At 55.0% G+C, this 24,584-nt stretch carries 18 protein-coding genes; 3 read left to right on the forward strand and 15 right to left on the reverse strand.

The annotated features are described in order from the left end of the window. Positions 1 to 3: 3 nt before the first annotated feature. Together I8J29_RS03200 and I8J29_RS03205 are read left to right on the forward strand one after the other, a co-directional pair. Complete coding sequence (locus I8J29_RS03200) at positions 4 to 1,116, forward strand: GerAB/ArcD/ProY family transporter (RefSeq protein ID WP_208846199.1); 1,113 nt, start codon at positions 4 to 6, stop codon at positions 1,114 to 1,116. After that, the gene (locus I8J29_RS03205; protein ID WP_208846200.1) at positions 1,109 to 2,302 is read left to right on the forward strand and encodes a Ger(x)C family spore germination protein; all 1,194 of its coding nucleotides are present in this window, start codon (positions 1,109 to 1,111) and stop codon (positions 2,300 to 2,302) included. The genes I8J29_RS03200 and I8J29_RS03205 overlap by 8 nt, the downstream gene beginning before the upstream one ends. A 569-nt stretch (positions 2,303 to 2,871) precedes the next feature. Here the strand turns inward: I8J29_RS03205 and I8J29_RS03210 are convergent. From I8J29_RS03210 to I8J29_RS03220, 3 genes are all read right to left on the reverse strand, one after another. Next, positions 2,872 to 3,852, reverse strand: a complete 981-nt coding sequence (locus I8J29_RS03210) for a glycoside hydrolase family 43 protein (RefSeq protein WP_208846201.1) — start codon at positions 3,850 to 3,852, stop codon at positions 2,872 to 2,874. A 176-nt stretch (positions 3,853 to 4,028) separates the two neighbouring features. Then, the gene (locus I8J29_RS03215; protein WP_208846202.1) at positions 4,029 to 5,045 is read right to left on the reverse strand and encodes a zinc-binding alcohol dehydrogenase family protein; all 1,017 of its coding nucleotides are present in this window, start codon (positions 5,043 to 5,045) and stop codon (positions 4,029 to 4,031) included. Continuing rightward, positions 5,042 to 5,995, reverse strand: a complete 954-nt coding sequence (locus I8J29_RS03220; RefSeq protein WP_208846203.1) for an aldo/keto reductase — start codon at positions 5,993 to 5,995, stop codon at positions 5,042 to 5,044. The genes I8J29_RS03215 and I8J29_RS03220 overlap by 4 nt, the downstream gene beginning before the upstream one ends. Before the next feature lie 196 nt (positions 5,996 to 6,191). Here I8J29_RS03220 and I8J29_RS03225 point away from each other — a divergent pair, with 196 nt between their 5' ends. After that, entirely contained in the window at positions 6,192 to 7,052 is an 861-nt protein-coding gene (locus tag I8J29_RS03225) for a helix-turn-helix transcriptional regulator (protein ID WP_208846204.1), read from the forward strand. Positions 7,053 to 7,110: 58 nt separating this feature from the next. Here the strand turns inward: I8J29_RS03225 and I8J29_RS03230 are convergent, their stop codons facing one another. From I8J29_RS03230 to I8J29_RS03285, 12 genes are all read right to left on the reverse strand, one after another. Further along, positions 7,111 to 7,281: a helix-turn-helix domain-containing protein gene (locus I8J29_RS03230; RefSeq protein ID WP_276316231.1), complete on the reverse strand. Its 171-nt coding sequence runs from the start codon at positions 7,279 to 7,281 to the stop codon at positions 7,111 to 7,113. A gap of 67 nt (positions 7,282 to 7,348) precedes the next feature. Then, complete coding sequence (locus tag I8J29_RS03235) at positions 7,349 to 9,658, reverse strand: glycoside hydrolase family 95 protein (RefSeq protein ID WP_208846205.1); 2,310 nt, start codon at positions 9,656 to 9,658, stop codon at positions 7,349 to 7,351. A 4-nt stretch (positions 9,659 to 9,662) separates the two neighbouring features. After that, positions 9,663 to 11,297 (reverse strand): response regulator transcription factor, encoded by a 1,635-nt coding sequence (locus I8J29_RS03240; protein WP_208846206.1) that lies wholly within the window; start codon positions 11,295 to 11,297, stop codon positions 9,663 to 9,665. Next, on the reverse strand, positions 11,275 to 13,041 hold the full coding sequence (locus I8J29_RS03245; RefSeq protein ID WP_208846207.1) for a sensor histidine kinase: 1,767 nt from the start codon (positions 13,039 to 13,041) through the stop codon (positions 11,275 to 11,277). Before I8J29_RS03245 ends, I8J29_RS03240 begins: the two co-directional genes overlap by 23 nt. Positions 13,042 to 13,095: 54 nt before the next feature. Then, positions 13,096 to 14,811, reverse strand: a complete 1,716-nt coding sequence (locus I8J29_RS03250) for an extracellular solute-binding protein (protein ID WP_208846208.1) — start codon at positions 14,809 to 14,811, stop codon at positions 13,096 to 13,098. A 97-nt stretch (positions 14,812 to 14,908) separates the two neighbouring features. Then, a complete protein-coding gene (locus I8J29_RS03255; RefSeq protein WP_208846209.1) occupies positions 14,909 to 16,324 on the reverse strand; it encodes a family 43 glycosylhydrolase in 1,416 nt (471 codons plus the stop codon). 95 nt (positions 16,325 to 16,419) lie between these two features. Next, entirely contained in the window at positions 16,420 to 18,624 is a 2,205-nt protein-coding gene (locus I8J29_RS03260; RefSeq protein WP_208846210.1) for a glycoside hydrolase family protein, read from the reverse strand. A gap of 108 nt (positions 18,625 to 18,732) precedes the next feature. Then, positions 18,733 to 20,523, reverse strand: a complete 1,791-nt coding sequence (locus tag I8J29_RS03265; protein WP_208846211.1) for a type 2 periplasmic-binding domain-containing protein — start codon at positions 20,521 to 20,523, stop codon at positions 18,733 to 18,735. Between the two features lie 46 nt (positions 20,524 to 20,569). After that, on the reverse strand, positions 20,570 to 21,535 hold the full coding sequence (locus I8J29_RS03270; protein WP_208846212.1) for a carbohydrate ABC transporter permease: 966 nt from the start codon (positions 21,533 to 21,535) through the stop codon (positions 20,570 to 20,572). Continuing rightward, positions 21,532 to 22,446 carry an ABC transporter permease subunit gene (locus tag I8J29_RS03275; RefSeq protein WP_208846257.1) on the reverse strand — a complete coding sequence of 305 codons (915 nt, stop codon included), beginning with the start codon at positions 22,444 to 22,446 and terminating at the stop codon, positions 21,532 to 21,534. Before I8J29_RS03275 ends, I8J29_RS03270 begins: the two co-directional genes overlap by 4 nt. A 519-nt stretch (positions 22,447 to 22,965) precedes the next feature. Continuing rightward, positions 22,966 to 23,829, reverse strand: coding sequence for a sugar phosphate isomerase/epimerase family protein (locus tag I8J29_RS03280; RefSeq protein ID WP_208846213.1), 864 nt, complete (start codon positions 23,827 to 23,829; stop codon positions 22,966 to 22,968). A gap of 160 nt (positions 23,830 to 23,989) precedes the next feature. Further along, positions 23,990 to 24,583 carry a GNAT family N-acetyltransferase gene (locus I8J29_RS03285; RefSeq protein ID WP_338113019.1) on the reverse strand — a complete coding sequence of 198 codons (594 nt, stop codon included), beginning with the start codon at positions 24,581 to 24,583 and terminating at the stop codon, positions 23,990 to 23,992. Position 24,584: the final 1 nt, after the last annotated feature.

Below are 24,584 nucleotides of genomic sequence, written 5' to 3' on the forward strand. Positions count from 1 at the left end.
CAGATGATCAGAACCGAAAAAATCTCGCAGTGGCAATTTATCATCATCATGAGCGTTTCCGTTCTGGGGACTGAGATTTTTAATATTGCGGCTTTTCCCGCGCAATTCTCCAAGCAGGATGCATGGTTGTCCATTCTGATTGCACCGGTCACAAGCATTTGGTGTATTCTGGTTTCATCCGCGCTTGCCGCCCGTTACCCTAATATGACGCTTATTGAATACAGCAGATGCATTCTCGGAAAATGGTTCAGCCTTTTCGTTGAAGCTTATTATCTATGCCTGCTCTTTGTATACACGAGCGTGATTTCGAAAGTGATCGTAGATCTCATCTCCTTGATTTCTCACCCGCTCACCCCTCACGTCGTGCTTCTGTTCATGCTGTTCACCATTTGCGGCGTAGCGGCATGGTGCGGAATCGGCGTCATCGGCCGATGCGGCGAAATCATCTTTCCGATTATGGTCGTTATCGCCTCTTCGATCTTTTTGTTGACGATCCGCGACTGGAATTCGGTGTATCTGCGTCCGGTGGCGGAAAATGGATGGGCCTCCATCCTGAGAGGAGCTTCGGTACCCAGCGGCTGGCTGGGGGAAGTTATGCTTATCGCGTTTTTGATTCCCTTCATGAATCAACCGAAACAAGCGCGCAAGGCTTCCTTCTACACGACGGTCATTATTACGCTATTCATGCTGAAAACGGTACTCGAGTGCACGCTGGTCGAAGGTCCGCTCGTCTCGGAATTTCCGTTCCCCTATGCCGCGGTGATTCGCTATATCAGTTTAGGCGATGTGCTGGAGAGGATCGATCCTGTTTTTCTGCCGATTTGGGTCTCCGTAGGCTTTTTGAAATTGTCCACTTTTCTTTTTGTCACTTGTCTTTGCGTGAGTCGGATGTTTAAAATCAACAATCAACGCACGGTATCCCTGCCCGTCATCCTGGTCATTTTTATTGGCTCGCTTTGGACAATGAAAAACTCCTCCGGGATGGATGCGATTTTGCAGTTTTATTTTTACTCATTTCCGATTGCTAGTTTTATTGGAGCCAACCTCATTCCGACGATGTTATTAGGGTTGGATTGGATCCGCTCGACAAGCTGGAGGACAATCCGCGATGAATAGACACCTGCTTGTCGTTTTGATTATCGCATGCTTACTCACGACGACCGGCTGCTGGGATCGGAAAGAGGTAAAAGACTTGGCGATCGTTACCGCAACCGGTGTGGATCTCAATCCGGATGGCACCGTGACGCAGAGCGTCCAAATCGCGCTCCCTTCACCGATGCAATCTAGCGGAGGCAGCAGCAATCAGAAATCCTATTTCGTCCTTGGCGCAAAAGGAAAGACGCTGGCAGACACGCGGCAACAATTGCAGCAAAAAATACACCTTAAGCTGTACTATTCGCATCGAAGAGTAATCATCATCGGCGAACGTATGGCACGGCATGGACTCGAACAAGTTTTTGACAGCTTTCATCGCGAAATCGATATGCGGATGAGAAATATGGTGTTCGTCGCCAAAGGATCGGATGCGGCGACGATCTTGAATTGTCCGGTGAAGCTCGAGTCCATCCCGGCAGATCAATTTCAAGATCTGCATATGCAGCCGTCCGGATTGGCGACAACGATTATGAATTTCGATGCGACTGCCGCATCGGAAGGAATTGAACCGGTCATGGGGGCTTTCGAAGTAAGTCAAGAACAATCGGCCAGCCAATCCGGAGCGTCGGCTGCGACTGCCGAACCGCGCATCAAATTATACGGCGTCGGCATATTCAAGCATTTAAAGCTGATTGGTTTCTTTAACGACGATGAAACCCGGGCGATGAAATGGGCTACGGAAAATATGAAGGATGCTTATTTGACCACGTACGTCCCGCAAGGACATGGCAACGTCAGCGTACATATTCTCTCGTCCAAACGCAGTATTCGCCCTGAAATAATCGGTAAGAAGATCCGCATGAAGGTGTCCGTGCAAAGCAATTGCGAGCTTATCGAAAACGGGACCGACCTGGATTTCAATCAGCCCGCCAACGTACGTCTCGTCAATGCTCTGCTCACCGATCAGGTCAATCGCGCGGTAGACCATTCCGTAAAGAAGAGCCAACAGCTCTATAAGGCCGATGTGTTCGGATTCGGGCGCATCCTTCATGCAAAACATCCTCGGGAGTGGAGACGACTAGCTTCGTCCTGGGAAGACCTCTATCCGCAAATTGAAGTAATTCCGCATGCGAACGTAACCGTTATCGGTACGGGGTTCGCAAAGCGGCCGCTGCATCGAAATGTTGAAACGAGAGAAGGCAAATAATGCAGATGCTAAACGTACTCTTGTTTTGGGCGCTGTTGTCCGCCCTAACTTTCATACAAGTCCGCAAGCTGTTCCGTAAACACGAGGTGACAACGGCCATCGTCTATCTTGGATTAATGTCCGTTGCGGCCGCCATGTACGCAGTTGTCATCTTGAGCAAGCAGCTTCCATTCAGTCCTTTGAGCCTTTTACAAATTCCGTTCGAACCGATTGGGAAGTATCTTATTGATCGGACTTCTTAACCTTGACATAGATCGGGTACGGTTCCTCAAGATGATAAACGAAAAAAGCTGCGATTTACGCAGCTTTTTAAGGGGCAATGTTCTTGTCACAAGACAGTAATCGTGACCAAATTCATAAGGTCTTGTGGCATCTGCGTCTCGTCTAACCATTCTTAATTGTAGGTCCTACCTTTTCAAGAATATACGCTTGTTATAACGTGGCCTCTAATTGAATGTCCCGCGTTTCTCGGTTATAAATCCACTCATTAATCTCTACCCTCTACTCGCTCATTCCCCTTAAGAACGTGACATTCACTGCCTTTTTGCCGATGATCGATGATGATTTTGTTATTGGTAAGGATCGATCGTCCGAATCGTGCCGTCCTCATTGTATTGCAGCTCCGTATACTTGACGCAGCGCTTGTGGTTCACGCCTTCTGACAGCGAGCAGTCATGGTAGAACAGATACCATTTGTCCCCGAACCGCACGATGGAGTGGTGCGTCGTCCACCCGATAACTGGGGTCAGAATCGTCCCCTTGAACGTATAAGGGCCCAGCGCATTCGGACTTACCGCGTACACAAGCTTGTGCGTCGTGCCGGTCGAGTAGCTCAAATAATACAAGCCGTTGTACTTATGTACCCAAGGACCCTCGAAGAATCGCCGCTCCTCGTCTCCCGCCACGATCGGATGTCCCGTTTCGTCCACGATCGAGATTTCCTGCGGCTTCTCCTTGAAGCTCAACATATCGTCGCTCAGCAGCGCCGCACGCGGTCCCAAGGCAGGCTCGTCCGGCGCTGGCCCCGTTGCGGCGGGGTCGAACTCGCCGGTCTGCCACTTCTCCAGCTGTCCGCCCCACAATCCGCCGAAAAAGATGTAGGCTTGATCGTCTTCGTCTACAAGCACGGCAGGGTCGATGCTGAAGCTGCCTTCGATGTACCGTTCCTGCGGAGCAAATGGTCCCGCCGGCGATTGCGACGTCGCTACGCCGATGCGGAAAATCCCTTCCAGATCCCTTGCCGGGAAAAACAAATAGTACGTGTGGTTCTTATGTGCCGCATCCGGCGCCCACAGCTGCTTCGAGGCCCACGGGATGTCCTTCAGGTGCAGCGCTTCTCCGTGTTCGACGACGGGCGAATCGAAGCCGTCCATCGACAACACATGGTAATCTTCCATGGCGTATTGGTCGCCGTTGTCGTTGCTAGGTCCGTCGTGATCCAAATCATGCGACGGATAGATATAGATTTTGCCTTCAAACACATGGGCGGACGGGTCCGCCGTGTAAATATGCGTCACGAGTGGCTGATTCGGTTTCGGCGCGTTGCTCATATTCGCAATCTCCTCTTCTAGTTCTTCTATTGCCGCTATCACGAGTGCCGGCTTTTTGCGATTCCGTTCGTTCAGTCATGTCCTTTGCTTCGATCAATGCCAGCATAGGACCGAACAGCTCTTCCCGCGCTATCTTCATAGAGACGCCTGATCGGATGGCATATAGTTGGTCGCGTTTACAGTTCCAACATGGCTTTGATGACTTTCGTTTCGGGCTTTAGCCAGCTCTCGAAGCTCTCTATCATGTCCTCGAACGGAACGCGATGGGTTACGTAACGGCTCACGTCGATAGCTCCTGCTGAGATCGCCTTCATAACGGCGTCAAAATCTTCCCTCGTCGCGTTACGGCTTCCCATCAGCGTTAATTCCCGTTTATGGAATTCCGGATCATGGAACGCGATATCCGACTTGACAAGCCCGACAAAGACGAGTCTTCCTCCATGCGCGACGTATTGAAAGGCGCCGTTCATAGAGGCTGCGTTGCCCGTCGCATCGAAAACGACCGTGGGGAGCTCGCCTTGATTGGCTGCCAAGATCCCTTCGCTCGGAGCATGCAACGCGTTCACGACCGCATCCGCCTTTGCCCAGGTTTGACAAAACGACAGCCGTTCTTCATTCACATCCATGGCAATGATCTTGGCCCCCGCATGCTTGGCAATGGCCATCACCCCCAGCCCGATCGGACCGCCGCCGATCACGAGCACCGATTCGCCCGGCTGAACGTTGGACCTCCGAACGGCATGCGCTCCGATTGCCAATGGCTCGAGAACCGCCGATTGGTCGAGCGTCAGACCGTTCGTCCGCACTAAACCGGTAACCGGAACCGCTATGCGCTCTCTCATGCCCCCATCGATGTGCACGCCAAGCACCTTCATGTCCGTACAGCAGTTCGTCTTGCCGTTGCGACATGCAATGCAAGCTCCGCAATGCATGTAGGGAATGATGCTTACCTGGTCGCCGGCACGAAGTCCTTGGTTGTTCTCGCCGATCTCTTTGATGACGCCCGCCAGCTCATGACCGAGAATGCGCGGATAAGTAAAGAAGGGTTGATTCCCTTTGTAAGCATGCAGGTCCGTCCCGCATATCCCCACGCGTTTAATCTGGACGATCGCATGCCCTGATTCCCACACGGGCTCCGGCAAGCCATCCGATTTCTCGAACCGATCTATTTCCGCGCATACGATGCCTTTCATGAGCGGTTCACTCCAATGCCTTCATTATATTCGGGCCGCCCGCTGATCCAAGTTTCATTATGGATGGGTTTTAGAATGTCCAATACATCCGTTAGGAGTGCATCATCGATGGGTTCGTCCGTCCACATCGCGTTCTTCCGAATGTTCGCCGGGTTCGCCGTACTGACCAGCGTGGTGGGAATGCGGTCATGGCCGGTTGAGAATTGAACGGCCAGCTTGGCGATGTCCGTCCCTTGTGCCGCGCAGTATTCCGCGGCTTTCATGCAGGTTTCTTTAATACGTTGACTCGCCGGATGCCAATCGGGCGTTCCTCGCGTTCCTAGCAAGCCCATGGAAAGCGGGGATGCGTTGACAAGCCCGATTTCGTGCTCTTCGAGTAAAGGCAGCAGCCCGAGCAATGAAGTATCGTTCAGGGAATAATGGCAATAGGAGATAATCGCATCCGCGTTTACTTGAGGCAACAGCTTCTCGAACAGTTGTACGGGAAGTCCGCAAATGCCGGCGAATCGAATCTTGCCTTGTTCCTTTAGCTTCATAAGCGCAGGAACAGCCTCCTCGATAATGATGGCTGCCGGCACGAATTCGATATCGTGCAAAAACAAGAGATCCAAGTAGTCCGTATGCAGCCGGTTCAAGCTTTCGTCCACGCTGCTCACGATCCGCTCCCGGGAAAAATCAAAGTCGTTCATGCCGTAACGGCCGGCTTTCGTCGACAAGAGGAATCGATCTCGAGGCAGCTCCGCAATCGCCTTGCCCAGCACGGTCTCCGCCTTCGTTAATCCATAGTAGGGAGACACGTCGATCAGATTAATGCCTGCGTCAATGGCTTCATGTACGGTGCGAATGGCTTCGTCCTCGTTGGTGTCCCGGAACACGGAGCCGAGCGAAGAAGCCCCAAAGCTCAGAACCGATACGTCCAGTCCCGTTTTGCCGAGTTTTCGATATCTCATGCTTCAGCCTCACCTCGTCTATTCATCTTGGATTTGCGGACTGCCGACGCGATTACGAGGCAGTCTGTGCCATTCGATATTCCATCTCTCCTCTTAAATTTAACAGCAAAATAATCGAATCAAATAGTGAAACATTGCAATTTTATACGCTTTTTTGCTATCTTTGATAGGAACCTTCCAAAGGAGCGATTTGGCCTTGAGACCTGTTAGGAAAAACTTCGAATCGTTGCCGGACTTCCCGTTCTCCCTTGCGTTCAGAGACACAAAAACGCCCCAGAACGAGCTGCCGGACCATCTTCACGACTGGTATGAACTGGTCTATGTACATCGCGGCAAAGGCTCGTTCTTTATTGACCGAACGATTTATGATATGCGCGAAGGCGATCTTTTCATCATTCCGGGCAATACGATTCACCGTGCTTTCCCGGACAAAGAAGAGCCCGTTACGTCCACGGCTCTGTTTTTGAGCCCTCTCTTCGTCGAACAACCATTAATCGGAGAAGCGTTTACCTATTTGCAATGCTTCGACCAAAGCCGAAAAAATCGCATCTTTAAACTGGCTTGTTCCGCAGAGCTTCAAATGCGCATTGAAGGCATTCTTGCCCGTATCGAGGCTGAATTACGGTTGCAGGAGTTAGGTTATCGTCACGCCGTTCTTCTGGACACCCAACGTTTGCTTCTCGAAATCAATCGCGATCAAAACGACGGCAAGCAGCCTAAGAGTCACGCAGCCTTTAAAGGTCCCAATTGGGTAAGGGATATTTTGCTCTATATCGACAATCATTTCACGGAAGACATCGGGCTTAGCCGCCTCTGTTCAATGGCTTCGGTCAGTCCTGCTCATTTCAGCCGCGTCTTTAAGCAATTAACAGGGATGAACGTGACCAGATTCATTAACGTAAAACGGATCGTTCATGCGAAGGAACTGCTGCTTGAGACCGAAGAAAACGTAAGTACCATCTCTTCGGCATGCGGATTCGAGAGCTTGCCTCATTTCCATCAGGTGTTCAAGAAGATCGCCGGCGTGACGCCCAGTCGATTCCGGAAGCAGGACTAAGGTAAAATGTAATCGCTTCCGAAGCTTTATGCGCGGGAAGAACAATAACCGCATGCGTTCAATGTTGAAGTTCGCGGTAAGCGCCGGGAGTCGTTCCCGTGTATTTTTTGAACACCTTCGCGAAGTAGTGTTTGGTGTCGAAGCCGACCTGCCGTCTGATCGCGCAAACGGTCGCATGCGGCTGCGTTCTCAGAAGTTTTTGCGCTTCCCGGATTCGCAACGCGTTCAAGTAATTGACGAGCAGTTTGGATTACACGGCAGCGATAAGCGCATCGCATCGGAGTAGAAGCAAGAAATCATGGCAATCGTTGCCCATCCGGGAGCACCGTGTAGACGGCGCCGGCATGCGCATGAAAGCGCAGAAGTCCGGCCGGTCTTTCGGCTTGGACCGGTTTCTCCCCCACGGTAACTGAGCAACGGATCGGACTACGGACGCAGCACGGTCCATCCACGGTAGAGGCAATTCGGGCCTTCGTAAGGCTGCCTTCCTTCCATTCCAAGTCGACCGTATAGCCGCCTCTGGCGCGAAGCCCGCGAACGAAGCCCGTCGGCCAAGCGGCCGGAAGCGCCGGGAGCAGGTGAAGCTCGCCCGCATGGCTCTGCAGCAGCATCTCGGCGATCGCGGAGGCGCCGCCGAAATTGCCGTCGATCTGGAACGGCGGGTGATTGTCCAGAAAGTTCGGCAGCGTCGAGTGGGTCAGAAGCGCGGCGAGATTGGCTTCCGCCTTCTCCCCATCAGCCAGACGCGCCCAGAAATTGACGATCCACGCGCGGCTCCAGCCGGTATGGCCGCCTCCGTTCTCGAGGCGCCGCTCCAAGGCGCGCCGGGCCGCCGCCGCTAGCTCGGGCGTGCCGTTCGGGGTGATCTGGCTGCCGGGATGAAGGGCGAACAAATGGGAGATATGGCGATGTCCCGGCTCCTCTTCTTCATAGTCCTCGTACCATTCCTGAAGCTGGCCGTGCCGGCCGATCTTCGGCTTCGGCAGCTTCTCCAGCACCCGCCGCAGTTCGTTCCCCAGACTTTCGCTCTCCGGCGTTTCCAGCGTCCCTTCGGCCTCTAGAACCGCCGCGAACAGCTCGCGGATAATCTGGGTGTCCATCGACGGCCCCGCGCACAACACCCCCGATTCGCCGTTCGGCAGCCGATACGTATTCTCCGGCGATACCGACGGGCAGGTCACGAGCTCGCCGTCCGGCGTCTCCGTTACATAATCGACGAGGAACAGCGCCGCTTCGCGCAAGGTGGGGTATACCCGTCGAAGAAATGCCGCATCCATCGAAAACCGGTAATGCTCCCATAGATGCAAGGAGAGCCAGGCGGCCCCCATCGGCCAATAGGTTGCGGGCAGATAGGTGTCCTGCGGGGCGGTATCCGCCCACAGATCGGTGTTATGGTGAGCGGTGAAGCCCCTGCAGCCGTACATGACGGCCGCCGTATGCCGACCCGGTTCGCGCATCCGCTCCAACAGGTCGAACAGCGGCTCATGGCATTCGGGAAGGCCGCAGGTTTCCGCCGGCCAGTAGTTCATCTGCGCATTGATGTTGATCGTGTACTTGCTGTCCCAGGGCGGCAGGAAATGCTCGTTCCAAATGCCCTGCAGATTGGCGGGCAGCGAGCCGGGACGGCTGGAGGCCATCAGCAGATAGCGGCCGAACTGGAAATAATGCGCGAACAAGCCCGGGTCTGCTTCGCCGCCGCGAAGCCGCTCCATTCGGCGTGCCAGGCTCAGCCGCTCGGCTTCCGCGTCCGCCGGACCGAGTGATAGGGCTACGCGGCCGAATAACGCACGGTGGTCGTCGATATGGCGCTTGTGCAGCTCCGCGTAGCCGATTCGGAGGGCCGCAGCCGTTCTCTCCCGCGCTTCCGCCAGCGGGTCCGCAACGCGGAACGTCGTGGCGGCGGCCAAGACAATCGTCACGCCGTCGGCACCTTCCACCAGCAGGTGATCGCCGATCGCCTTCACTGTCCCGCCTTCCGCCGACGCCTTCAGCACCGCCGCGTATTCGCTTCCGCCTTCGCCGCCGCAGTTGCCGGCCATCCATATCGCGTTGTCCCCCGTTCGGCCGGTCCGATCGGCATAGCGCCAACGTCCCCGTTCCAGGCGCGCGGTAAAGCCGATTGCGCCCGGTCGATCGGCGGTCAGTCTCATGACGATCGCCTGGTCGGGATGACTGGCGAACAACTCCCGCCTGAACGAAACGCCGCCCTGGCTGAACGCAACCGAAGCGATGCCTTCTTCCATATCCAGCACCCGCGAATAGCGCTCCGGCATGCCGTTCGGCAGCGCGAAATCAAGCAGCAGGTGACCCAGCGGCAGATAATGCCGCTGGGTTTCCGGCAGACCGGACAACGACAACAACGCAAGGCGCTCGGCTTCCTTCAGCTTCCCTTCGAATATCAACCGTCGGACATCCGGCAGATTCGCCCGCGCGTCCGGGTTATTGCGGTCCCTTGGTCCTCCATGCCAGATGGAGTCCTCGTTCAGCTGCAGCCGCTCGTGCCGAGGCTGGCCGTACATCATCGCGCCTAATCTGCCATTGCCGACCGGCACCGCTTCATTCCAATCTCCCGCCGGCTCTTCGAATAACAATGCGTGGGTTGTCATCTTCTCACTCCTTGCTTCTTGAATAATGGAAGGCCGCTTCCCGGTATTCCTGAGGCGTGACGCCCGTTGCTTTTTTGAAGAAACGCGTGAACGATTGGGAAGCCTCGTACCCGACCTGAACCCCGATCTCGAGCACCTTCAGCTTGTCGTTCTTCAGCAGCTCCTTCGCCCGGTCGATTCGCGCGGATTCAATATAATCGGACAAGTTGACGCCGCACTCCTGCTTGAACAGGCGCGATACGTACGACGGATTAAAATGAATGTAACCGGCGAGACGGACCAGCGACAGATCTTCGTCCAGATGTTCCCCGATATAAGCGCGAACCTTCAGGATCGCTTCGGCGGCCCGGTTGCTTTCGCCGGAGCTTCTTAGCTCGAATAGCGTCTTGGCGATCGTTCGGAGGAATGCGAACGCGTCCTTCCACGACGCGAATTCGTCATGGCGCATGAGGGCGGACGCGCCGGACACCTGATTCTCCAGCTCCCATCTGTTGATGTACGACAAGAAGACAAGCGAAATCGTATAATACAGTTCCAGCTGATACGGCGCGCCGATGTCCCGCTCCGATTCCGTCAGCTCGTCGAACAGCAGGAGAAATTCGTCGCGCCTGCCGGCATCCAGATGCACGGACAACGCGTCCGATTTGTCCCGCGGCGATCGCTCCTTCGCGCAGCCTGAAGCCTGCAGGTTCACCGCCTGCACCATTTGAGCGCCGTCGCCGGTTCTGGTCTGCCGCTCCCGCCTCATTTTGTCATAGGTCGAAGACAGCTTTATCCATTCGGACGGGCGATCCCCCAGCGTGACGGCGACGGAGAGGTCGAGGTTCTTCAAGCACGCTTGTTGGATCAATTCGAATTGGCCGACCAGATAGGGGAGGACGGATGCGCCTTCCTCCGCTTCGTTCCCCTCTGCCGCGTCGGCCGGCGTCTGAATGAACCAGACCGGATCTCCGAAGCGGTCGATCGTGCCGAGGACCCGAACCTGGCCGTTCAGCAAGCTCTCGGCCAGCAGCGTGACGGCCATCGCCGATTCATGCCGATTGGCATAGGACGATACGCCGGACGAGACATGGGACAGATCGCCCTGCGCCACGTAGACCGGTCTGCCGGCATCGAGCGAGATGCGCAGCTTGCCGAAGTCCGCGACCAGATTCGTTGCCGGGTTCGCGCCGTGCAGCAGATGGCGGAAGTACTCGCCGCGCGCAAGCACCTCCAAGGTTTTCAAACTCTCCTGCGCCCGCTGAACGAGATCGTTCACGCGCAGGCCGTCGTCCAGCTCCGCCACGGCTTGGACGACCGCCTGAATGACCTTCGGGTACCCTTCGCTCTTGAGCAGGTATTGAACGCCGGGCGTCTGAATCGCCCGATAGACGGAATCGAAGTCGCTGTAGCCGGTGAGGAAGATCACGCGGCAATGCGGCCAGTTCCGCTTGATGATGGACATGAGCTGCATCCCGTCGATGCCCGGCATCCGGATATCGGACAACACGATATCCACGCGGGATTGATGAAGCCAATTCAAAGCTTCCCTGCCGGAGTAGGCCTTGCACAAATCCAGATCCAGATCGCATCCGGCCAACGTCTCGTACAGGCCGTCGGTTATCATCTCTTCGTCGTCAACGATCAGCAATCGGTACATCGGATTGTCCCTCCCATGGAAAGTGAAGCGTGACTTGAAGGCCGCCGAGCTCGCTTCGGGCGACCCGGACGCCGCCTCTATCGCCGTACGTGATCGTTAATCGTCGATGGATATTGACCATTCCCGTCGTCTCCGCGTATTCGTCCCGGTTCGCCAATGCCTTTGATAATTCGACGAGCTTCTCCTCGGACAAATCATCGCCGTTATCTTCGATCATGATTCGGAATTCATCGGCTGCGTGAACGAAGCGAACGACGATCAACCCTTTCTCCTCCTTGCGTTCCAGGCTGTGCTCGAAAGCGTTCTCGATCATCGGCTGCACGATCAGGCGCGGCACTTTCGCCTGCGCGGCTTCCATCGGGAGGTCCTCGAACCGTGCCCGGATTCGCCTGGAGAAACGAAGGAGTTGAATGTCCGTATACGTGCGCGCGTGATGGATCTCCTGCTCGAGCGAAATTTCGTCGGAGGCGCTGCGCGTTACGAAACGAAAATATTCGCCGAGCTGGATCGTGAATTGCTCGACCCGTTCCGTATCTCCCGTTCGGGCCATCGTATTTAAGATAAACAAACTGTTGAACAAGAAATGCGGATTGATCTGCGATTGAAGCTGCTTCAGCTCCGAACGCTGCACCATGAGCTTCTGCCGGTAGGCTTGGTCGATCAACGACCGAAGATTCGCGACCATCTGATTGAACCGGCTGTACAAATAACCGAATTCATCCTTGGATTCGTGCGTGATGACCTGCTCCAGATCGCCGTTCTCGACGCGGCGGAAGCTCTTCACGAGACGCAGCAGCGGTTTGTGAATGAATTTATACGTCGACATGGCATAGATGGCGACGATGACGAGCGCCGCGGCGGCAAAAAGCCAGGCCCACGTATAAAACTTGTCCAAAGGCTTTCGGATGACCTTGGACGGAATGAACCGATAAATGGCCATGTCCAGCTTGTCCGAGCCGGCGAAGATGGTGTAATACCTTTGTCCCCCGAACGACCTGGCTTCGCCGTAGTCGCCGGCGTTTTTCTTTTGCGCCACGTACAGGGACGCTTCCTTCATGAAAGACGCGACGGAACCGCTCGCCAGCTGGATGCCGCCGTTCGCCGAGAGCAGCAGGGACCCGCTTCCGGAATAGGTGTTGAATTGGGCCAAGGCGTCCGTCAGCGTCTGCTGGTCCAATTCGATTTCAACGATGAATAACGGCTGTCCTTTCGGGCTGCCGCTCGGCTTCGCCGCGCTTAAGTACAGCCCGTCGTTCCATTCGATGATGCGGGTATTCCGGCTGCCGTATACGGAGAGCACGGAGTCATAGAGCGTCTTCACGAGCGGGCTTACGCCGTCGACAGACGAAATGACGCGTCCGATCGGATTGATGTAAACGCTTACCTCTTTGATGTACTTGCTGCTGTTCTGAACAAGATAAAGCCGGTTGCGCAGCGAATTGATTTTGTCGGTCTTCTCGATAACCCCCATCCGATCCCAGAGGAGCGTCAGCTTGTTCAGGTCTTCGTCTTCGAGCAGCCCGAATTGCAGCAGCTTGATCCGCTCGATTTCGTTCTCGAGATCGGTTAGATAGAAGGTCGTTTGGGAGGCCGCCGTCTTGGCGATATCCTCTCTCGCCGTATGAATGGACCATTGGTACAGATAGACGCCTAGAATGATCAGGGGCGTCAATATGAGCAAAAAGGTAAAGATCAACCGAAGAAACAAGGTGTTGCGAATCGAAAACATCGGCGTTTTGAACATGGCGCTCCCCCACCCCCTCATCATGTCTAGTCGATGCCATCCTACCGCTTCGCATTAACTTGCATGCGGCTGCTTCTTCATCGATGCGTAATAGGCGTTTACTTCCTTCGTAATCTGCAAGCCCCCAAGCTTGTTCCAATCCTGCACGAATTTATCGAATTCCTTTATCGGCGCGCCAAGGATGATGCGGACGAAGACTTCGTTTTGCATCTTCTCCAGCGTCGTTTGCCGCTCCACCATCGTTGCGGTCGGAGCGCCTTCGAATTTATCCAATAGAAATTGATGGTTCTTGTCGTACTGATCGACGATGCCCTCCGCTCCTTCGGGTCCGTAGATGCGCTCCCAGCCCCACAGCGCGAAACCTTCCTTGGACCCGGACGCATAGGCGTCCAGCTTTTGCTGGATGACCTTTGCTTCGCCCGTCAGCTTCAACTTGTCGCCCGTCTTGCGCACGTCGTCCAACGTTCGGAACAGCTCCAGATTTTTCTTCGTCGGCGCGGGTTGGACCAAGGACAGCTGCCATACGCTCTCCGCGTCGGGCGGCGCATAGTAGTAATCGTTCTCCTCGGTTTTGCCCCAATTCTTCTCCACGTGCAGATTGAACAGCTTGACGATGGCCTCGGGATGCGCGGCGCCTTTGCGGACGGCGAAAAATTTCGTCGTGCTGAACTTGAGCGGAACCTTCGCCGGTCCGCCGGATTCCGATACGATCGGGAACGCGCGCCACTGCGCGTTCGGATCATGGTTTTTATTTAATTGCAGCGGCCAGATGGAATTCCATTGCTGGCCATATTCCATGCCGATTTTGCCGCTTGCGATGACCTCCGATACCTTCGTGCCCTCTTTGACGCCGAACTCTTCGTCTAATTCACCGTTTTTGTACATGTTTTGCAGGGCTTGAAGCGCCTTCTTCATCTCCGGTTGAACGCTGCCGAACACCAGCTTGCCCTCCGGGTCCTCCAGCCAGATATTCGGGAAAGCGCCATAACCGGCCATGAACCCCTCGAGTCCCATCGATCCTCCGAACAGTTCCTTCGTAATGGCGAGACCGAACGTGTCTTTCAAGTGATTGCCGTCCGGGTCGCGCTCGGCGAAAGCTTTCGATATCGCCAAGACGTCGTCCATCGTTTTCGGAGGCCGCAAGCCCAATTTATCCAGCCAGTCCGTGCGAATCCAGACGAACTGGGCTTGTTCGATCGATGACCCCGTCTGCGGAATCGCCATCAGCTTGCCGTCGAACGTCGCGGAGTCGAACGGTCCCGAGCCTTCCTCGGAGAGGATCTCCTTGAGCTCAGGCGATGCATACGCGTTGTATAAATCCGTCATATCCTCGATCTGGCCCGTGTCGGCGAGCTGCTTGAGCTGCGTGGCGTTGACCGGAATGACGTCCGGAAGATCGCCGGAGGCCAGCATCACGTTCACCTTCTGCAAATACGGATCCGACGTGTCGTTGCCCTTGACAATCCAGTTATATTTAATCTTAATGCCCAGCTGGTCGTAATAGAGCCGGCTCCAACGGTTATCCTCGAACTTCTCGTCCTTCAGCACGCCCAGGACGTTGTTCTCGACGATATCGCTCAGGTTGCGAACGGTCGTGATCTCGATCGGCGGGTCGTATTTGCCATAGGGTCCTGCCGCCGCTTGCGTTCTCGCGGCCGTATTGCCGCCGCGGCCATCGTGATTATCGTTGTCATCGCAGGCTGCGGGCACCGCCATGAGCACCATGGCCGAAAGCAAAGCCAACAACGAACGCGTCCTGCCTGTGTTCATAGCCATCCCCTCTTCATCGGCTTTGCCTCTGCAATGGTTACGCTCTCATTATAGGCTAGCGCGAACGGACTGAACAACGTTCTTCCATGATCTGGCGTTATTCCAGCGAAAACGAAGCCAAGCTGGCCCCTCCCGCGCCCTTATACGTAAAGTACAGCGCTTGAATGCCGTCCGGAATGAGGACATCGGCCGAATAGGATGTCCATACGTTCGTAAAGTCGACCGGAATCCTTCCGAGAGCAGGTCCGTCCCACGCTGTCTTCACTTCGAACGTACCGCGGCAATAGCCGCGCGCCTGAATGCGGACGGTCCGAATTCCCTCGCAGCGGAAATACTTGAAGCCTGCCGTCGCGGAGTCCCTCATGTTGGCGATATAACCGGCTTCTTCATCCCCGTCTTTGCCATCCTGCGTGATTTTCGGAAATCGGCTGTCCATCCATTCCCCGGGGGCCCCCGTATAGAGCGCTTCGTCTCGGCAGAACAGATTGCAGGCCAGGTACGCGGGATACGCCCCTCGGCCTTCCAGCGGCCCTCCGTTCGGACCGCAAGAGGTCATCTCCGCCTGGACAATCGTGCCGTCCGCCCTGAATGCGATGGGTTCGATGCAGCCCTGCCGGCTGAAATTCGTTCCGTTCGTATGCCGATGATAGAAAATGTACCACTTCCCGTTCCATTCGACAATGCTGCCATGGTTATTGCCTCCATAATACATGGGCATTTCAGCCGGCTTGTACGAATCGATATGCAGATCGTTATTGCTGATGACGACGCCTCGATAGACGAAGTCCCGGGTCGGAGATTTGCTGGTCGCGTAGCACAGCTCGTGCATGACGATCGACGAATAGATCAAATAATACGTATCGCCCTTCTTCCTGATGGAAGGCGCCTCGAAGAAGGCATGTCCCTCGAAGCCGCTCCCCTCGCTGTACGGTTCGCTTGGCGCGACGCATGCCGGTTCTTCCAGAACGGTGAGCATGTCCGGACCAAGAACCGTCGCCATGGCGCCATGCCTTGACCGGTCACCGGCCGCGCAGAAGCCGGTGTACAGATATGTCTTCTCTCCTTCCGTCAGCACGCCCGGGTCGAACGAAGGTTCGTCGCCGTCCTTCTCTCCGAGCCGCGTGCCGTCGGCATGCTTGACGTAGCCGTAAAATGCATACCTTCCGGCCGGCGTATCGCAGACCGCTACGGATACGACGGACACCTTATCGAGCACGTAATAGAGATAATATCTCCCGTCGGGGCCGACCGTGACGTCCGGCGCGTACAGGCACATGCTGCCGTCCGGATTCAGCGGGTCGTCCGTTTTCTCGTAAATCAAGCCTTCGTATCTCCAATTCCCCGGATCCTCCGCGGGAGCCGACCAACAGGCATAATCGTTCAAGCAATACGCATGTCCGTTGAATCGGTCGTGCGAACCGTATACGTATACCCTGCCGTTAAAAACGTACGGTTCGCCGTCGGGAATGTATTCCCATGACGGCAGATAAGGGTTGAATCCTTGTTTCTTCATAACGTTACACGCTCCTTACTTTCGTATTTGCAAGTTTCCTCCAGGCAATGAACGGACCTTTCGGCGCGGGAGGCGAAGCCGTTACGCCTTGGCCGTTACGCCTTAGCCTCCCTGCCGAACGTATCATAGATGCGGTTTCGCTTCGCCCTCTCCTCCGGAAGGAGCTTCTGGGCGTCCGCGATCTCGTAGCCGCCAAAGGTGTCGTACAGCCTCGAGGCAGGATCGACCTCCACGAAGGTGCACCAAGGCAGCCAGTGATAGTGGCTCTGCAGCGTTTGGCTCGCGAAGTTGCCGCTCTCGTGTCCCAGGCCGGGCATGGCGTATCCGATGCTCCCATCGACATCGGTCGACTGCCTCGTGTTCTTATGGATGAACTCGGCGAAATCGAGATAGTGCTCGTCGCCCGTGATGACGTACAGCCTATAGTACGTATAGGAGCAGGCGGCCATATAGACGTCGGCGCCGCCTCCGATCGTAATGATGCTCTGACCGCTGATCGAGTAGCGATTAAAGGGATGCTTCGGCCATGGCGCTTGCACGGGGAATGTCCAGGCATAGGTCCACGTCTCGGTATAGTCGGCGGCTCCGATCATTGCTTCGAGCCAACGCTCCTCGCCGGTCAGATCATGCAGGGCCAGGAATCCGAATAACGCGTAAATCCCGGCCTCTTTATCCTGAATATCGGCGTTGTCGCAGGTGCCGCCCCGGTATTCCAGGGTCCGGTAATTGTGATCGTAGGCCCATTCGCCGGCTTTGATCGCGGCGGTTCGGTATCGATCGTCGCGGGATACCAGGTAAACCTGTACCAGGAAACGGATCACGCTCGGCGTGTTGGATTTCGAGTCCATGCGGATGGAGCCGTCGGCGTAATACGCGCGATAGAAGCTCCCGTCTTCATTCTGAACCTTCACCAGCCAATCGGCGGTCCTCTCGCAGAATTCCAGCCAGGCCGGCCGCTCGTCGCCTTTCGCCCTCATATAAAGGTAGGCATCCAAGACGGCCTCGATTCCGTCGGCCAGCATGCGGATATAATGCGGATACGGCTCGAACCCCTGGAGGGTCGGATTGTAGCACATCCGCGGCAGACCCGATTCGGTCATGGCCGTACGCGCCCAAAAATCGATCACGCCCACGCCTTTATCAAAGGCTTCGGGGACGTTCTCCTTGTCGCCGTATCGAAGCAGCTGATAGCCGATGCCCGGCTGCTGGCCCACGAAGCCGAACTGAAAGGAAACGCTCGAGATGTCCATGTCGGGCAATTGGCAGGCAAAGGGCAATCCGTACGAATCGCCGTACTGCCGCGTGTATCGGTTCAAGATGTGCATGCCGTTATGGAAATGGCGTTCATTATCCACTTCGAATAGCTTGTCGCGCAGGCGAGCATAGGTAACCCGCCAGAGCTCCTTCATCATCGGCTGGAAGCCGCCGTATTGGCCGAAATGGACGGCGACGGCGTAATGCTGCTTAAAGCCGGGCTCTACGGGATGATTGATGCGCTGGAAAGTTCTCGGCTTCTCATGGTAATCCAGGCCGGCATAGGATCTGTTGACGGGCAACTGGCCTTCGCCGCCCGGATATACGTAATCGATCGACAGGCCGGCTGTCTCCGTCTGGAGTTCCTTGCGTATGCCATAGCCGTAATACATATAGTTCAGCGTCTTGCTCTCCGGCCTGCTCATGCCGATGGCTCCGACCGTGCACTTCGGGTCCGTTATATTTTCCGACCGTACGATATCCGTAGACGGCAGCGTTGCGTCCGCCGCCCAGCGCGACAGCGCCGCCGCTTCTCCCGACGCGATATGCTGCATGGCGAACAGCGGCAGGGCGTAACGGGTCTCCATTCGCCAAAAATATTCGTTGTCCAAATCTTTGCCGATGGCGGAGTCGGGCGCGAATTCGTTTTGCTTGTACCAAACGCCGGGCGCGAAGCAGTTGTAGGCATGGACGTCATCCGACGCCTCCATCTTCAAAGAGATCTTGGTGGAGAAGCCGAGGTCGTCGCCTGCCGCCAGCACCTCCACGGTCCGGCTCGCTTTGAACCCGGCGCCTGCGGCTTCGTAGACGTCCGTGAAGGCAAACGCCGAACCGGAGGGCACGGTTATCGTGCCTTGGGCCACGATCGTTTCGCCGGAAACGGCGATGTCCGCGTAAGCGCCGTCGTAAAACGCATTGACGGCAAACGCGGTTTTTACCGTCACGAACATCGGCCGCTTGTTGGAATAGAGGATCCTGTCGTCTTTTCGCACCTCGATGCCGCCCTCTTTGAAGAGCAGGATGTAGCTGCCGCATGCCAGTCTCATGAAACGTCCTCCTTTGTCCATCTATTCGTTCGAATTCGGTTGCAAAAAAAAAGAGGGATATAGCGTATGGAAACATACCCATCCCTCATGGATTCATTTCGTCGAACCTTACTTGTTGGCTAACGCGTCGGCGCGCATTTTCACGATCTTCTGGGCCTTGACCGTATCCGCTGCCAAGACATCCTTCCAGCCCAGGCCTTCCACGTCCTTCTGCATCTTGGTCCATAGCTGGTCGAATTCCGCTTGGTTTTTCGCGAATACGATTTTCCAGGACGTGTTCTTCACATAGTCCGAGATCTGGCTGCGTTCGTTCTTGATATCCGACGAATCGGCTCCAAGACTCGTGTTGATATTGGGCACGACGTCGATCATCTTGTTCTTCAGATAATAATCCGTCGGGTTCTCGGCGTTATACGTGCTCTGCCAATCCGTCGTCAGCGCCGTCTTGTTCGCTTCGATCGTCGATTTCCAATACGTGCTGTTATAGAATTCTCCCGTATCCGGATCGACGACGAAGTCGCTCATGATCATGCTGTTGATTTTGCTCTGTCCGTCCTGATAACCGCCGCCGCCGTACTCGTCCGGGACGGGCGTGTTTTTCTGGAAAGCGCTCTGTCCGACTTCGGTCAGCTTGGACTTGCCATCCTCCGTCTTCTCGTAGTTAAAGCCTTCAAAGCCGTTCGTGTAGTAACGCAGCCCTTCCGGGGAGCAGAGCCAATCCATGAATTCCATGATGCGATCGGGATCTTTCGCCTTCGCGCCGATCGCGAATACCATGCCGTTGCCGTAATAGGCGTCGCTGCTTTGAATCAGATGCGTGTCGGCAATCGGAACCCCTACGATGCCGTCCCCGTTTTTGCCTCTTTCGATGGAATTGTAGAAGCCTCGTTCCCAAGAATACCAGGTGAGAAGAACCTGATTGTTGGTCAACTTCTCGGATACTTTGTTCCAATCCTGGGTCGGCGAGTCGGGGTCGACCAGCCCCATTTGATTGGCATTAAAATAAAACTGCAAAATCTTCTTGTACATGCTGTTATCGTCGATGAGCGGAACGATATCGCCCTTTGCGTTTAACTGGATCGTCGTCGTGCCGTCCGGCTGCTCGAAGCCGTACCAGTTGCTGAGCCAGCGGACGTTCTCCATGCTGCCGCCGTCCCAGTCCTTCCATAGGGTGATCGGTACGATCGGCTTGCCGTCCGGCGACTTCGGATATTTCTCATGCATTTGCTTCAGGACCTTCAGCAAATCGTCCAGGTTGTTAAGCTTGGGGGCTCCGACGCCCTTGTAATAATTCCAGGGCAGGATCGGGCTGGAGTAAGGCATTTCTTCCGAGAAGGTCGTCGGCGACGTGTCGGCTTCGAACGTCGGCAGCCCATAGATCTTGCCTTCCGGGTTCGCTTTGTCGAAGCCGGCGTTGAAGGGCTTGAAATGCTTGTCCACATACTGGGACAGATACTTCGTATTCTTGATTTTATCCGTCATATCCATGACGAGACCCGCCGGAATCAGCTCTTCCAATTGGCTGTTATCGACGATCAGGAGATCTCCCAGATCGCCCGCCGCCGTTCGGGTCTTGTACAGCTGATCGCCGGCCACCTGCGGCGCGAGAATGTTCAAGGTGATATTGAACTTGTCCTTGAGCAGCTTGCCGTACCATCCCGTCTGTTCGCCTTGATAATTGGCCGCATTGTCGAACACGGTAATGGTGAGCGGCTTGCTGTGATCGATCGCGCCGGCGGTCTGGGACGCGCCTGCGTTCGTGCCCGTTCCGGACGGCTCGTCGGTTGCCGTCGTATTCGCGTTTCCGTTGCTGCAGCCGGTCATTGCGGCCGATACCAAGAACAAACCGGTCATCGATGCGACCATCGAGCGCTTAACGACTTTCCTATTTCTGCTCATTTGCTACCCCCACTTGGTCAATTTATTATAATGGCGCATGCGCAAGTTAGCCTTTCACCGCACCGATCATAATCCCTTTCACGAAAAACCGTTGGAATATCGGATAAATCAGCAAGATTGGCGCCACGACGATGATGGTCACCGTCATGCGGATCGAAGTCGTCGTCTGCTTGGTCGCCAGGCTTGCCATCGTCGTCGAGCCGGCGTTCTGCAAATTGACCATCGTCGATAACGAGCTCGCCTGATTGATATAGTTGTACAGAATAAACTGCAAGCTATAAAGTTTGTTATCCGTCACGAGCAGCAGCGTATCCTGGAACGAATTCCATTGATCCACGGCCGCGAATATCGCGACCGTCGCCAATATGGGCTTGCTTATCGGCAGCATGATCTTGAAGAAAAGGGTCATGATTCCCGCCCCGTCGATGCTGGCCGCCTGCTGCAATTCCTTGGGCAGCGATTCCACGAATGTCTTGACCAGGATGATGAAGAAAGGCGCGACGATCGTCGGCAAAATATAAGCCAGAAAGTTATTGGTCAGGTGCAGCGACCGCATCGTCAGATACCATGGAATGATCCCTGCATTGAAGAACATCGTGATCACCGTAAAGCGATACCAGAATTTCCGCCCCCACATATCCTCTTGGGAAAACATGAACCCGAGGAATGCCGAAGCGCCCACCGTCAACGTCGTTCCGATTACCGTTCTTCCCAGAGAAACGAGCGCCGCGGTGCCCAGCCCCGGAATTTTGAACACGTCCACGTAGTTCTGGAAGTGAATATGCTTCGGGAAAAACACGACCTCGCCTTTGGCGCTGATATCGTTCGCGCTAATGGTATTGATAATGATCGAGTAAAAGGGGTATACGCAGAGAAGCGCGAACAGCGAGAACAGCGTATAGATCACGACCGAGATGAATTTGTCCGTCGCGCTGGCTTGAAAGCGCGTCTTCTTATCCGATCGGGTTTGATGCGCCGCCTGCCGTACCAGCTCGGCCATATTGTCGCTCATACGATACTCTCCCCTCTTAAGATTTTGGACAGTTTGTTTACCGAAAAGAGAAGCACGACGCTGATCAAGCTCTTCAGCATGCTGATCGCGACGGATACGGAATAGCTGCCGCCCCCCATGGCCAGGTTGTAGACGTACAAGTCCAGCACCTGAATGTGGTCCTTGTTAAACGCGTTCTGAAAGACGAAGTATTGCTCCAGGCCGTTGTTCAGGAAGCTCGCGATTTGCAGCATCAACAGCACGAAATACGTCGGCAGCATGCTTGGGAGAACGACATGCCGGATCACCTGCATCCTTGTCGCGCCGTCTACTTCCGCCGCCTCGTAAAGCGAATCATCGATGCTCATAATCGCGGCGATATACAGGATGGCGGACCATCCTAAGGCTTTCCAGGTCGTCCACATCCACATCGTCAACCACACATGGTTGGAGCTCTGGAGGAATAAAATCGGCGAATCGGTGATTCCGAGCTGTTGAAGCATGCCGTTGACGATCCCTTCGCTGGAAAACATGGAGAAGCCCAGCGAATAGACCAATACCCAGCTGATAAAGTTCGGAAGCGTGGTGACCGTCTGGATGAACTTCCGGAACCGGACGGCTTTGATCTCCGTCAGAAAGATCGCAAAAACCATCGGCAGCCAGGAGAAGAGCAGGCTGAGGCCGCTTAGGCCGAACGTGTTCTTGATGACCTGCAGCAGCTGATCGATCTTTACCTGGTTTTCGACTAATGACCGAAACCACTTCAGTCCGACAAAAGGCGATTCGGACAGCGGAATAGGCGGCGTGTAATCAAAAAAGGCATAGACCCATCCGTATAGCGGGTAATACGCGAAAACGGAAAGCAGAATCATAAAGGGCAAAATATAGAGAAATTTTCTTACCGACAGGCTTCTAATGCCGTATTTTTGCATGCGCACCGTGTCTCTCCTCTTCAATAGTGGGATTACGCACATCGTTTCCGGTTGTCTAGCGATCTATCATTTCCTGTCGAATATGCCGACTCTCGCTCCGAATCGATTGGGCGCTTCCTTCCTTCATAGCCATCCCCCTTCACTTGGCGATCGCTTCTATGGTTGCGCTTTCATTATAGGCGTCCGGGAAAGGCGCGAACAACGCGCATCTTTTTACTTCCTTCACGATCGTTTACGCAATTGTAAGCGTTATATTTTCCGGATGGCCGTACCCGCGTGAAAGGCGGGCCGTACCGGCGCTGAACGTGCCCGATCCACGAGCGGCTCTTCATGGATTCGCGCCAGAAACGTGGCCATAAATGAAAAAAGCTGCGATTATCGCAGCTTTTCAAGGGATAGTATCGTATGATTGTCATCCGACCGTACTTGCATCCATTCGTTTTCTTAAACTACCGTATTGCTGATTGCACGAACGGCTCCGTTCTTTTTAGCGGTATCCAAGCTGTAAATATCGAATCGTTAGATCGCTTCCCACAGATGTCGGACCTGCTGCAGCCCTATACGGGACCCAAGCTGACAATCCTCCATCCCCTCGAATTCAAGGGAGATGTAGCCATCGTAGCCGGACGCTTTAATTTCCGCTAGGATCGTCTGCAACGGGATGTCCCCGTGCCCGGCAATAGCGCCGCGCAAATAATTGCCGCCCGCCGATCGGAACCATCCTTCGGTGAAAGCAGCAGACGCCGGACGTAAATAGAAGTCTTTCAGATGCACCATGGATGCGATCGGCAGGTTTTTCCTCACGGCGATTAGCGGATTTTCGTCTACGCACATGAAGTTGCCGACGTCTAGCGTCGTCCGGAAGTTTGGCCGGTCTACGGCAGACACGAGCCGCTGCACGCGGTCGGAAGCCTGGATGTAGTAACCGTGGTTTTCCACGCTCGTCGTGATGCCGTATTGCGCCGCGTAATCGGCCACTTCCCTGCACGCCTCGACGAGTCTCGGCAGATCCGCCTCGAAACGCTGGATTGTGGCCTCTGCCGTCGGGCGAGACGCGACGTCGTGGCGCATGAGCTTCACGCCCAGCCGGTTTGCGACGTCGACATGCACCTTCGTCTCCTCGATCGCACGGCGATAGTCCGCTTCGTCATCGATCGCGAAGTTAGCCCCGACCGCATAGTTGGATATCGCGATGCCGGCTTTGTCCGCCGCGTTCAAGAGGTCATCGGTTAGCCCTGGATTGTCGACCAGACTGAAGCCAAGAGGGACGATTTCTAAATGCTCCCCGCCGTGAGCCGCGATCCAACGCGGCACATCGAGGATCGGAAGAACCCCGTTCTGAATATCACGGTACAAGCTGTAACTGCTAAGACCCAATTTCATTTGACTGACCTCCGTCCGAAATGGATAAATTGAACATTCTGAACCGCTTGCGGATACCGCCTTCCGAATCAAGGTCCGTTTCGCTGATCTTATTCAGAAGCGTAACCGTTCTTCTCGTAAAGGGGATTCGTGCAGATCCAGTTATCCTTCTCTTGCGTCATTACCGTTTTAACATGCCTCTGTAAATACCCGGAGAGGAATCTTCGATGATGGTAGCATGGACAACCTTGCTGTAGAATTCGGTAGGGCCGGCACTGCCGATAATCGCATAGCCGTATCCGATTGCATGCATGGCATGGAGGCTCGCCAATAGCAGCCCTTTGCCGATGCCATGTACGCGTGCGGATTCCTCCACGCCCATCGGTCCGAAAAAATTTCTGCAAGTCGCATCATAGCACGCAAACCCAACCATTTTTTGATTCTGCACCGCAATATAACAGGATACCGGTTGATTGGTGAAGGCAACCTCGCATTCGCTCGTCCAGCCTTCCCCGAAACGTTCCTTGATCCAATCCAAAACAAGATGTTTCTCAGGAGCAATGGCCCGGCGAATCTCAATTCCGTTGGCCGATAATTGCTTCCGCACCGGATCTGATTCCGGAAGCTGGTAGAGCTTTACAAGCATGTCTGGCATAAACCCATCTCCATTTCGTAAGGATTTCTTATGAAACTTCTTGCCTGCAAATCGTAAATGAACTGAATAACCTTCGAAGATGTCGACATGAGCCGGCAACTTACCGGTTATCGTGCCCATG

It is taken from the genome of Paenibacillus artemisiicola (assembly GCF_017652985.1).
Lineage (GTDB): Bacteria > Bacillota > Bacilli > Paenibacillales > Paenibacillaceae > Paenibacillus_Z > Paenibacillus_Z artemisiicola.